The organism is Pasteurella atlantica, from assembly GCF_963693435.1.
Lineage (GTDB): Bacteria > Pseudomonadota > Gammaproteobacteria > Enterobacterales > Pasteurellaceae > Phocoenobacter > Phocoenobacter atlanticus.
Genome location: NZ_OY856306.1, coordinates 1,172,536 through 1,185,408, shown reverse-complemented (window position 1 = coordinate 1,185,408; position 12,873 = coordinate 1,172,536). Strand labels below are relative to the sequence as shown.

Sequence of the window (12,873 nt, the reverse complement as noted above, 5' to 3'; positions counted from 1 at the left end):
CTACCTCTTAATTTATATCATTTCATAAAATGGAATATTTTATATGTAGAAATAGACAGGGCATGCCCTGTCTCTACAATACATAAAAATGTTATAACAAGCGGTATGATTTTTTCAAAAATTTGCAAATTCTTACTCTAATCTTACCGCTTATAATAAAATTCTATTTTATATCCAAATATTATAACCAAACAAAAGGCGAACATTTTGTTCGCCTTGTTTAAGCTATTATGCTTTAGACATTGCAGCAACTTCTGCTGCGAAGTCTGTTTCTTGCTTCTCAATACCTTCACCCACTTCAAAACGGATAAAGCTAGAAACATCCGCACCTTTCTCTTTTAATAAATCGCCGACTGATTTAGAAGGATCCATAACAAAAGGTTGTCCTGTTAATGACACTTCACCAGTGAATTTCTTCATACGACCTTCAACCATTTTCTCAGCAATTTGCTGTGGTTTACCCGATTGCATTGCGATATCAATTTGAATTTGACGCTCTTTTTCAACAACTGCTGCTGGAACATCTTCAGGTTTAACAAAGTCTGGACGACTTGCTGCAACGTGCATAGCGATGTGTTTAACTAACTCATCATCTGCATTTTTAGCTGCAACGATAACACCAATTTTTGCACCGTGTAAGTATGAACCTAAAACATCACCTTCGATGGTAGCAACACGACGAATATTCATATTTTCGCCAATTTTAGCCACTAATGCTGCACGTTGATCTTCAAATTTTGCTTTTAACACTTCAACATCAGATACTTTGTTTGCAACTGCATAGTCAGCAATTTCATTTGCTAAGCTTAAGAAACCTGCATCTTTTGCAACAAAGTCTGTTTCACAGTTCATTTCAAGTGAAAGACCAAAAGTACCATCAATGCGGTTGATAATTACACCTTCAGCTGCAACACGACCTGCTTTTTTAGCCGCTTTTGCTTGACCAGATTTACGCATATTGTCAATTGCTAATTCAATGTCGCCATCTGCTTCAACTAATGCTTTTTTACACTCCATCATACCTGCGCCAGTACGATCACGAAGTTCTTTTACTAATGATGCTGTAATTTGAGCCATTTTTTAATCCTCGATTATAAATAAGTTAAAATAAAGCAGGGATATCCCCGCTTCACTAATGTTTTAAAGACTAACCTATCAATTAAGTTAGTCTTAGCTAACGATGAATTACTCTGCTACTGGAGCTTCTGCTTCAGCGGTGAAAGTTTCTTCACTTACTTTTTCTTGACCACGACCTTCTTTAACTGCTTCTGCTGCTGCAGTTAAATAAAGTTGGATCGCACGAGTCGCATCATCATTTCCAGGAATAATGTAATCAACACCATCAGGATCTGCATTCGTATCAACAATTGCAAATACAGGAATACCAAGATTGTTGGCTTCTTTTACTGCGATGTGTTCATAATCTGCACCGATAACAAAAATTGCGTCTGGAAGACCAGCCATATTTTTAATACCGCCTAAGCTTAATTCTAATTTTTCAAGCTCACGAGTACGCATTAACGCTTCTTTTTTAGTAATTTTATCAAAAGTACCATCTTGAGTTTGAGCTTCTAGCTCTTTTAAGCGTTTGATTGATTGACGAACTGTTTTCCAGTTAGTAAGCATACCACCTAACCAACGGTGATTTACATAGAACTGTTGGCAATCTAGTGCTGCTGCTTTAACTGCTTCACCTGCTGCACGTTTAGTTCCTACAAAAAGAACTTTACCGTTATTACGTGAAATACGAGTTAATTCGTTTAACGCTTCATTAAACATTGGTGCTGTTTTTTCAAGGTTAACGATATGAACGCCATTACGTGCTCCAAAGATGAATGGTTTCATTTTTGGGTTCCAGTAACGAGTTTGGTGACCGAAGTGAACGCCAGCTTTTAGCATATCTAGCATAGAAACTTGTGCCATAAGATTTTTTCCTTTAAATTGTTTGCCCTATTTAATATTACATTATTACATAGAGCGGGGTTTAGCCTCCACATATTCTAATAATTTGACCTAAAAAGTGACGTATCACCTTGTTCAGCACCCCAATTATTAACTAAAAATATGTGTGTGATTTCGAATTAAAATTAAATTGTTTTGTTTGTTTTTTTGAACGAAAGTTTTTCGCACACAAAAAACGCCGTATTTATACCAAAATTTAGGATAAATTGCTAGTATTTTTTCGTATATTAATTAAATTGTATTTACTGATTTTTATGCTAGAATTTTTTATATTCTCTATTACATCATTATTGTAGAGACAGGATATGTTCTGTCTTTATGGTATTCAAACAATGATCATCAATGAAACTAAATACACAACAACAACAAGCCGTAGAATATACCCAAGGGGCGTGCTTAGTACTTGCTGGAGCAGGTTCAGGCAAAACAAGGGTTATAATCAATAAAATCGCTCATTTAATCAGCCATTGTGATTATTCCCCAAAGCATATTGCTGCGGTTACGTTTACCAATAAAGCCGCTCGTGAAATGCGAGAGCGTGTGGCCCATTCAATCGGTAAAGAAAAATCCAAAGGGCTGACGATTTCTACTTTTCATACCTTAGGGTTTGATATTATCAAACGTGAATATAAATCTCTCGGTTTTAAATCTGGGATGACGCTGTTTGATGATCACGATCAGATTGCTTTACTCAAACATTTATTGCCTGAAAATGTCACCGAAGATAAAGATTTACTGAAACAACTAATCAGCCAAATTTCAAATTGGAAAAATAGCCTGTTGTTACCAGAGCAAGTGATTGCACAGACAAATGATGATCGCTCTCGGGTATTTAGTTATTTTTATCAGCAATATCAAAATCAATTACGATCTTATAATGCCCTTGATTTTGATGATTTGATAATGCTTCCAACCTTACTTTTTCAAAAAAATGACGAGGTAAAACAGCGTTGGCAACAGCGTATTCAATACTTATTAGTGGATGAATATCAGGATACCAACACCAGTCAGTATGAACTAATAAAATTATTGGTGGGCGAGCAAGCAAATTTTACTGTTGTGGGCGATGATGATCAGTCTATCTACTCGTGGCGTGGTGCAAAACCAGAAAATATGCAACGCTTAAAAGCCGATTTTCCGAATCTGAATGTGATTAAATTAGAACAAAATTATCGCTCAAGTCAGCGAATTTTACATTGTGCCAATATCTTGATTGATAACAACCCTCACGTTTTTCAAAAACGTCTTTTTTCACAGCTTGCTCAGGGCGAGAAGCTTAATGTAATCGAAGCAAAAGATGAAGAGCACGAGGCAGAACGTATTGTTGGCGAGTTGATTGCACACCGTTTTTCTCGTAAAACAAAATACAAAGAATATGCGATTTTATATCGAGGTAATCATCAATCACGTTTGATGGAAAAAATGCTCGTACAAAACCGCATTCCCTATAAAATTTCAGGAGGAACCTCCTTTTTCTCACGTGTTGAAATCAAAGATATGATGGCGTATTTGCGTTTGTTGGTAAATCAAGATGATGATGCCGCATTTTTACGTATTGTAAACACCCCACGCCGAGAGATCGGGGCGACAACCTTAGAGAAACTGGGTAATCTTGCGAATGAAAAACAAGTGAGTTTATTTGAGGCGATTTTTGATTTTGATTTAATTCAACGGATCACGCCAAAGCCTTATCAGGCCTTGCAAGATTTTGGACGTTGGGTCGTGGAATTATCGGATCAAGCGGTTAGATCTGATCCAATTTTTGCAATAAAAGATATGCTTGCCAAAATTCAGTATGAGGCTTATTTATACGAACACGCTAACAATCCAAAAGCCGCAAAAATGCAAAGTCGCAATGTGGAAACCTTGTTTGAATGGGTAGAGGGAATGCTAGCAGGCGATGAAATCAACGAACCAATGAACCTTGCCCAAGTCGTCACTCGCTTAACCTTACGAGATATGTTAGAGCGTAGCGAAGATGATGACGAGAGTGATCAAGTGCAACTAATGACTTTACACGCCTCAAAAGGTTTAGAGTTCCCGCACGTCTTTTTAGTCGGAATGGAAGAGGGATTACTCCCTCACCAAACCAGTATGGACGAAAATAACGTTGAAGAAGAACGTCGTTTAGCCTATGTTGGCATTACTCGAGCCCAACAGACTTTGACATTTTCACTGTGTAAAACACGTCGTCAATATGGCGAAATTATTAAGCCTGAACCTAGCCGTTTTTTAATGGAATTACCCCAAGATGATTTACAGTGGGAACGAGATAAACCCTCTATGACGGAACAGCAAAAACAGGAAAAAGTGTCGGATAATGTGGCGAGATTAAGGGCTATGTTGCAGGGGAATAAGTAAATGTAAGTGGTATCACAAAAAAGGAATAAAATAGATCTTTTGGGATTTTTTAACTATTAATGTTAAAAAATCAATAGTTAGAATAGTTAAAAATGAGCTATTGTCCTGAATATAAAATTAAATGCCTTCTTTCTCTCATAGTCAAAGTACAGCAAATACGTTAAAATGAGGAAGTATTTTATACTTTTTCATAACACTAAATAAAGGAAATAACGTGTTACTTTCGGATTTTCATTTTGATTTACCTAACGAGTTAATTGCTCGTTATCCAACTAAACAACGTACAGCAAGTCGTTTACTTTATGTTAATGGCAAAACAGGTCAATGTTCAGACCAACAATTTATCAATATTTTAGATCATATTGACGAAGGTGATTTACTTATATTCAATAATACTCGTGTTATCTCTGCTCGTTTATATGGTAAAAAATTAAGTGGTGGCAAACTTGAGGTTTTAGTCGAGCGCGTACTTGATGAACATCGTTGCTTAGCACATATTCGTTGCTCAAAATCACCCAAAGAAGGTTCAACCATTATTTTAGGGGAAGATAAACTAGGAGAAGGAAATGGCTTTAATGCCACAATGGTTGCTCGTCACAACACCTTATTTGAACTTAGATTTGAAGAGGAACAGCCTTTATTTGAATTATTAGATCGTGCAGGTCATATGCCATTACCTCCTTATATTGATCGCCCCGATGAAGAAACCGATCAAGAGCGTTACCAAACCGTATATAGTAAGGAGCTAGGTGCTGTAGCAGCACCTACAGCTGGGCTTCATTTTGATGATGAATTATTAACAAAATTAACGCAAAAAGGGGTTCAAACTGCTTTCGTTACTTTACACGTGGGAGCGGGTACTTTCCAACCTGTTCGTGTAGAAAATATTGAAGACCATAAAATGCACGCAGAATATGCGGAAGTAAGCCAAGAAGTTGTAGATAAAATTTTGACTACTAAAGCGAATGGAAAACGAGTTATTGCAGTAGGAACAACCTCTGTTCGATCTATTGAAAGTGCCGCACAACACGCTGAAAAATCGAATCAATTAATTGAACCCTTTTTCTCAGACACCTCTATTTTTATTTATCCTGGGAAAATATTCCGAGTAATTGATGCGTTATTGACCAATTTTCATTTGCCAGAATCTACTTTAATTATGCTAGTGTCTGCATTTGCTGGATATTCAACCTGTATGAAAGCCTATCAACACGCAGTGGCGAAGCAATATCGTTTCTTTAGTTATGGCGATGCGATGTTTATCGATAAAAATTCCAATGCGATAAATGATGTACCATAATATGATATAAAACAAGGGAATTACTATGTTTATTAAACTTAATAATCAATTTAAACAACAACTTAATCAATTATTCCAACAGCATAGTATTCCTGAAAATTTGCAAAATTCTGAAAAAATCACACCGCTTATAACCAGTATTGCAATGTCTGATTTTGTTTTTAAACAGCTTCAAAAACAACCTGATTTATTACAACATTGGTTGCAGCACCTCCCTATTCTTAAAGTTCAAAACGACTATCACAGCGAACTAACTCAACGCCTTACAACCATTACCGATAAAGCCCTTTTTCATAAAGAATTACGTTTGTTCCGTAATCAAGAAATGGCAAATTTAATCTTTTTACAGTCAAATAAACTCGCTTCTGTAGAGCAAGTCTTTATTGCTTTATCTGAATTAGCAGAATGCTTAATTTTAAATGCCAGAAATTGGTTATTTACACGTTTATGTGAAGAAATCGGTACACCTAAAAATTCACTGGGAGAAACACAAGAACTGATTATTTTAGGAATGGGAAAATTAGGCGGTGGCGAACTCAATTTTTCTTCGGATATTGACTTGATTTTTTGCTATCCCGATCAAGGTCAGACGGAGGGAGGGCGTAAATCACTTACCAATTATCAGTTTTTTACTCGTTTAGGACAGCGTTTAATCCAAGCCTTAGATCAAATTACCATAGACGGTTTTGTATATCGTACCGATATGCGATTACGTCCTTTTGGTGAAAGTGGGGCGTTAGTATTCAGCTTTGACGCACTGGAAGATTATTATCAAGAACAAGGGCGAGATTGGGAACGTTATGCGATGATCAAAGCAAAAATTCTAGGTGAAGATCCAAAGAACCCTGATCATCGCTATCTTGCTCAACTGCTTCGTCCTTTTGTGTATCGCCGATATTTAGATTTTAGCGCTATTCAATCACTACGAGAGATGAAACAAAAAATCAGCCGTGAAGTGATTCGCCGCAACCTAACAGATAATATCAAACTTGGTGCAGGCGGAATTCGTGAGATTGAATTTATTGTGCAAACTTTTCAAATGATACGTGGAGGGCGTAATAAAACTTTGCGTTCTCGTAGTTTGTTACAAAATCTGTGTGAATTTGAACAGCAGCAGGTTCTTAACCAAGAGCAAATCACACAACTTTATCACGCCTATATTTTTTTTCGTCAAATAGAAAATGTATTGCAAGCTATTGATGATAAACAGACTCAAACATTACCGAGTAATGAGACGGATCGTTTACGTCTAATTTTAGCTTGTCAGCATTTTATACAAGGCAAACAGCAGGTTGATTATCCAATTGCCGACTGGCAAAGTTTTATGATAGTTCTAAATCAGCACCAAGCAAATGTTAGAGCTATTTTTAATCAAATTATTGGTGAAGAATCACAGGAAATGGAACAAGAAGATGAACCTCATTTAGTCTTTTGGAAAGATATTTTACACTACCCTATCCCTGAAAAAGAGCTTGATAGCCTTGTTCATCATTATTCCGTTAAAGCTGATGATATTCCTGAAATTTTGCAATATTTAAACAATACCCTTCAAGAATGGCGAAAAAAACCGATTGGGGTGCGTGGCAGAAATGTGTTAAATAAACTAATGCCAAGAGTAATGGACGACATTTTTCAGCAAAGCGAATATTTAATATTACTCCCTAGATTGCTTAATATTATTGACAAAATCACACTTCGTACTACCTATTTAGAATTATTATTAGAAAATAAACACATTTTACCTCGCCTAATTCTACTCTGTGGTAAATCGGTAATGGTTGCAGAGCAAATTGCTCGCCACCCAATATTATTAGATGAGTTTATTTTAAAAGAAAAAATTGGCTGTTTAAATACCAAACTAGCCTATCAACAAGCCTTATCTGAATATCTACTGCGTATTCCAGAAGATGATGAGGAGCAAATTATTGATGCGTTACGCCAATTTAAACAAACTCAAATTTTAAATATTGCCACCGCCGATATTCTAGGGGAATTACCTGTGATGAAAATTAGCGATCAACTGACTTACTTGGCAGAAACAATTGTTTATTCAGTAGTTAATATCGCTTGGAAATTGCTCACGAAACGCTTTGGCTATCCAAATCATCTCACCGAAAATCAATGTGATTTTACCGTGATCGCTTACGGGAAATTAGGGGGTATTGAGCTAGGCTATAATTCTGATTTAGATTTAGTCTTTCTGCATCAAGCTCCGATAAATGGGATAACGGTTAATGGGAAAAGATCTATTTCCAGCCAGCAGTTCTATTTAAAATTAGCTCAAAAAATTAACTCTATTTTCAGTTTAAACACCACTTCTGGTATTTTATACGAAATTGATATGCGATTACGTCCATCTGGCGAGTCTGGATTACTTGTCAGCTCTTTCGAGGCTTATGATAACTATCAACACAATGAAGCTTGGACTTGGGAAAATCAAGCATTAGTACGCAGCCGTTGTGTTTATGGTACGGAGAAAAATAATCAGAAATTTGAGAAAATTCGTCAAAATGTTCTAAAAAAAGCAAGGGTAAGCGGTCACTTAAAACAAGAAATTTGCAATATGCGAGCAAAAATGTATCAACATTTAGCCTCTCATTCAACAGAACAATTTCATTTGAAACAAGATCAAGGTGGAATTACAGATATTGAATTTATTGCCCAATATTTAGTTTTAAATTATGCCAACCAATATCCCAAAATGGCTGTGTGGTCGGATAATGTTCGTATTTTTGATACTGCAATGGAATGTGATATTTTAACGACAGAGCAAGGGGAAAGGCTTAAAGAATGCTACACCACTTTGCGAAATCAAATTCATCATCTTAATTTACAAGGGAAAAATAGTCTTGTTAACGAAAATCAGTTTAGATTAGAGAGAGAATTTGTGATTGGAATTTGGAATAAATTATTTAAAGCATAACCATAAAAAAAGCCCCTTATTAAAAGGGGCTTCTTAAGAAATCTATTTAGTAGCTAATTAGACTAATTTTACATCAATTGCAGATGGTCCACGTTGGCTATCTTGAACGCTGAATTCTACATTATCATTTTCATTTAATGATTTATAGTTATCACCAAGAATTCCAGAGAAATGTACGAATACATCTTTTCCACCATTAGATGGAGTGATGAAACCAAACCCTTTATCAGAGTTAAACCATTTTACGATACCAGTTAATTTAGACATATGTCTTCCTTATTTTTAAAATTTATTTGAATGCTTGAAAATTCAAGCGGCAAAACTAATCACTTTATAAATGGAGATGGATATTAAAAGGACTATCAAGAAATAAAGTAAAAACTTTGAAATGATGAGGAAGAACTATAATAACTAACTTTTTTAAACTGCTCTTAGCTAGGTTTGTATTAGAACATACTTATAAAATAAAAGCAACTACTTCTAACATTTATTTTTGTATTTCTTAAAAATATTAGCTCTCAGTTACATAATAGATAATTTTTCAATCATAAAAAAAGCCCCTTATTAAAAGGGGCTTCTTAAGAAATCTATTTAGTAGCTAATTAGACTAATTTTACATCAATTGCAGATGGTCCACGTTGGCTATCTTGAACGCTGAATTCTACGTTATCATTTTCATTTAATGATTTATAGTTATCACCAAGGATACCAGAGAAATGTACGAATACATCTTTTCCACCATTAGATGGAGTGATGAAACCAAAACCTTTCTCAGAGTTAAACCATTTTACGATACCAGTTAATTTAGACATATGTCTTCCTTATTTTTTAAAATTTATTTGAATGCTTGAAAATTCAAGCGGTAAAACTAATCACTTTATAAATGGAGATGGATATTAAAAGGACTATCAAGAAATAAAGTAAAAACTTTGAAATGATGAGGAAGAACTATAATAACTAACTTTTTTTAAACTGCTCTTAGCTAGGTCTTTATTAAAACACACTAATAAAATTAAAGCAAGCAACTTTTAATATTTAATTTATAGTTACCAGGGCAAGATCATTTTAAATTGAACTAAATACTATTTTTACGATCAGATCAGTAACAAATGTAAAAAAGGTTTACTGATATGACAAATAATTTTATTACTCACTTTTCAATTATCAAAGATCCTAGAATTGAACGATGTAAAAAGCATGCACTTATAGATATTTTATTTCTATCTATCTGTGCAGTCCTATCTGGTGCAGAAGGTTGGGAAGATATAGAAGACTTCGGTCACGTAAAACTAGACTGGTTGAGACGTTATTTACCTTTTCATAATGGAATTCCTAAACATGATACTATAGCAAGGGTAATGAGTCGCTTAGAACCTGAAGCTATTCAAACTTGTTTTATCAATTGGGTTAAAGAACTCATAACAGAAGTAGATGGAGAAATTATTGCCATTGATGGAAAAAGTGCAAGAGGCAGTTTTTCTACAAAAAATAGAAAAGATAGTCTACATATGGTTAGTGCTTGGAGTTGTGAAAATGGCTTAGTGTTAGGACAACAAAAAGTAGAGGGTAAATCAAATGAAATTACAGCAATCCCTAAACTATTAGATTTACTTGATGTAAAAGGAGCCACTATTACACTTGATGCAATGGGATGTCAGCATGCTATTATCAATAAGATTCATTCTAAAGGTGCGGATTATGTGGTGTCATTAAAAGGTAATCAAGGACAGTTAAATAAAGAAGTTAAGGCTTGGTTTCACAAATGTCATAGAGAACAGTTTGCAAATGTTGGTCATTCTATTTATGAGCATATTACTAGTGGTCATGGACGAATAGAAGAGCGAAGATGTATTCAATTAGAAATTGATAAAAATTGGCTTACAGAACATAAAAAATGGGCGAATATCCAAACCGTAATTTGTATAGAAGCTAAATGCCATATTGGTGAAAAAGTGACAATAGAAAACCGTTATTATATAAGTTCTCTTAGCCTTAATGCAGAAAGATTAAATAGTATTATTCGTAATCATTGGGCGATAGAAAATAGCTTACACTGGACTTTAGATATGACTTTCCATGAAGATAATTCAAGGATTAGGCGAGGGAATGCAGCTGAGGTAATGAATGCTTTTAGAAAACTAGCATTAAATATTGTTAAAACTGATACAACTCGTAAAGCAAGTATGAAACGTAAGCTAAAAATGGCTGCATTGGATGATAATTTTAGAGCTCAATTACTTCTAAATATAAATTAAAATGCTCTTGCCCTGATAGTTACTCTTATAGAAAAAATTCGTTTCATTCAACATTAGGTCTAAAAGTAAAAAATGAGAATAAAATATCTTATGAAATAATCAGGGCAAGATCGCACTTTTCTTAAAAATATGATCTAATAGCACCTATTATTCAATAACAAATAGGTGTAAAAATGAATATATTATCAGCTTTTAAAGATTTGGAAGACCCTCGCAAAGATATAAACAAAAAACATGACTTCTTAGATGTTATTTTTCTTGTCGTAAGTGCGGTAATATCAGGTGCAGAAGGATGGAGTGAAATTCATCAGTTTGGTAAATTGAATATAAAATGGTTACGAAAATACCGAGATTTTGAAAATGGTATTCCTGTTGATGATACGATTGCTCGTATTGTAAGACGGATAAATCCTGAGAAATTAAATTATATTTTTATTAATTTTATCAATGAGATACGAAAATCACAAGGCAAAGAGTGTATTGCAATAGATGGTAAAACATTAAAAAACAGTTCACATTTAGAGCCTCATAATGCGCTACATAGTATTACGGCTTGGAGTTGTTCAAGAGGATTAATTTTAGCTCAAAATAAGTCCAAAGGTAAGAAAAATGAGAATGAAAGCATTCTAGAAATGATAGATATTTTAGAGCTAAATCAAGCCGTCATTACGGTAGATGCGATGAATACGCAAAAGAAAATAACGAAGAAAATCATAGAAAAGAAGAGTGATTATGTGATGCCATTGAAAAATAATCATAAGAAATTTAGAAACGAAATAGAAAGTTATTTTCATAAAGTAGTGCGAGAAAAATCAATAAAAATAGATAAGTTTCAAGAAGTTAACTGTGAAAGAAGTCGAATAGATCAACGGTATTATTCAAAATTACCAATAAGTGATTGGCTTTTGGAATCTCAAGGTTGGACAGGAATTAAAAGCCTTATTCAAGTTCATAGGATAAGAGAAGACAATGGCAAGAAAAGTGAAGAAAAAGTATTTTATATCAGTAGCTTAGATGTTCCTTGCGAAGACTTTGCGAAATATATTAGGGGTCATTGGGAAGTTGAAAATAAAGCGCATTGGGTACTTGATGTTGTTTTTAAAGAAGATGATAGTACGATTTATTTGGGGGATGGCGTTGAAAATATGGCAATAATTAGGCGTTTAGGGCTTAATTTAGCACGACTACATCCAGCTAAAAATAGTATGAAAAGCAAGCTGAAATCAGCTGGCTGGTCTGATGAAATGAGGTCTGAGCTTATTTTTGGTGTGTGTGATTAATTTATAGACAAAGTACGCGGTTGCCCTGATGAAATAATTGATTTATATATCTAGCCCAAGTATAGCGGTTACATTTCTTTTAAAATTTGCAATTTTATCTCTTTTTGTTATATTCAAAATAATCTAAATTTATAAATAACAATAAGGTTATGGATAATAATCATATCACTAATCAACGCCAACGATTACGCCAAGAAATGAAAACTAAACGGCTTGAATTATCACAACAGCAACAAAATCAAGCTGCACAAAATATTATTCAGCCAGCACTTAGTTTGATTGAAAAACATTCTGCCACTAGATTGGCGTTTTATCTCCCTTTTAATGGTGAAATTTCTCCATTACCGCTCATTGATAAACTAACAAAACAAGGGAAAAAAATTTACCTGCCTGTTTTACACCCATTTTCAAAAGGTCATTTATTATTTATTGAATATAATAAAAATTGCAAAAAATCATTAAAATCTAACCGCTTTGGTATTCTAGAACCTCAGTTAGATGTCAGAAAAGTGTTACCATTAAATAAATTAGACATTATTTTTACGCCTTTAGTCGCTTGTGATAAACAAGGTAACCGTTTAGGAATGGGGGGCGGATTTTATGATCGTACTCTTGCCCAGAATTCTGAAACATTAATTAGTGTAGGATTAGCTCATCGATTTCAACAATTAAACCAATTACCTGTTGAACACTGGGATATGCCATTAGATTATATTATTTTAGGCTAGTGTTATAATTATCTTTTCAATAACAATAATTATCTGTATAATTCTCTCGCAATCTTTCCAACTC

The 12,873-nt window shown here is 34.3% G+C and carries 10 protein-coding genes; 6 read left to right on the top strand and 4 right to left on the bottom strand.

Annotation, left to right across the window (positions count from 1 at the left end):
• Positions 1-228 precede the first annotated feature (228 nt).
• Both tsf and rpsB read right to left on the bottom strand, forming a co-directional pair.
• Positions 229-1,077 carry a translation elongation factor Ts gene (tsf, locus tag U9966_RS05635; protein ID WP_306347067.1) on the bottom strand — a complete coding sequence of 283 codons (849 nt, stop codon included), beginning with the start codon at positions 1,075-1,077 and terminating at the stop codon, positions 229-231.
• 108 nt (positions 1,078-1,185) lie between these two features.
• Complete coding sequence (gene rpsB / locus U9966_RS05630) at positions 1,186-1,923, bottom strand: 30S ribosomal protein S2 (protein WP_306347066.1); 738 nt, start codon at positions 1,921-1,923, stop codon at positions 1,186-1,188.
• A 381-nt stretch (positions 1,924-2,304) separates the two neighbouring features.
• Here rpsB and rep point away from each other — a divergent pair, with 381 nt between their 5' ends.
• The 3 genes from rep (at position 2,305) to glnE (ending at position 8,546) form a co-directional block, all read left to right on the top strand.
• Positions 2,305-4,323 (top strand): DNA helicase Rep, encoded by a 2,019-nt coding sequence (gene rep / locus U9966_RS05625; protein ID WP_306347065.1) that lies wholly within the window; start codon positions 2,305-2,307, stop codon positions 4,321-4,323.
• Between the two features lie 214 nt (positions 4,324-4,537).
• The gene (queA, locus tag U9966_RS05620; protein WP_306347064.1) at positions 4,538-5,623 is read left to right on the top strand and encodes a tRNA preQ1(34) S-adenosylmethionine ribosyltransferase-isomerase QueA; all 1,086 of its coding nucleotides are present in this window, start codon (positions 4,538-4,540) and stop codon (positions 5,621-5,623) included.
• 25 nt (positions 5,624-5,648) lie between these two features.
• A complete protein-coding gene (glnE, locus tag U9966_RS05615) occupies positions 5,649-8,546 on the top strand; it encodes a bifunctional [glutamate--ammonia ligase]-adenylyl-L-tyrosine phosphorylase/[glutamate--ammonia-ligase] adenylyltransferase (protein WP_306347063.1) in 2,898 nt (965 codons plus the stop codon).
• 57 nt (positions 8,547-8,603) lie between these two features.
• Here glnE and cspE (U9966_RS05610) read toward each other — a convergent pair whose 3' ends face one another.
• Both cspE (U9966_RS05610) and cspE (U9966_RS05605) read right to left on the bottom strand, forming a co-directional pair.
• Positions 8,604-8,813, bottom strand: a complete 210-nt coding sequence (cspE, locus tag U9966_RS05610) for a transcription antiterminator/RNA stability regulator CspE (RefSeq protein ID WP_211598857.1) — start codon at positions 8,811-8,813, stop codon at positions 8,604-8,606.
• A 335-nt stretch (positions 8,814-9,148) separates the two neighbouring features.
• Positions 9,149-9,358, bottom strand: a complete 210-nt coding sequence (cspE, locus tag U9966_RS05605; RefSeq protein ID WP_211599326.1) for a transcription antiterminator/RNA stability regulator CspE — start codon at positions 9,356-9,358, stop codon at positions 9,149-9,151.
• Between the two features lie 318 nt (positions 9,359-9,676).
• Here cspE (U9966_RS05605) and U9966_RS05600 point away from each other — a divergent pair, with 318 nt between their 5' ends.
• The 3 genes from U9966_RS05600 to U9966_RS05590 all read left to right on the top strand — a co-directional run bounded on the left by U9966_RS05600 (position 9,677) and on the right by U9966_RS05590 (position 12,809).
• On the top strand, positions 9,677-10,801 hold the full coding sequence (locus U9966_RS05600) for an ISAs1 family transposase (protein ID WP_306347859.1): 1,125 nt from the start codon (positions 9,677-9,679) through the stop codon (positions 10,799-10,801).
• 173 nt (positions 10,802-10,974) lie between these two features.
• A complete protein-coding gene (locus U9966_RS05595) occupies positions 10,975-12,081 on the top strand; it encodes an ISAs1 family transposase (protein ID WP_322631684.1) in 1,107 nt (368 codons plus the stop codon).
• 149 nt (positions 12,082-12,230) lie between these two features.
• Positions 12,231-12,809, top strand: a complete 579-nt coding sequence (locus tag U9966_RS05590) for a 5-formyltetrahydrofolate cyclo-ligase (protein ID WP_306346926.1) — start codon at positions 12,231-12,233, stop codon at positions 12,807-12,809.
• Positions 12,810-12,873: the final 64 nt, after the last annotated feature.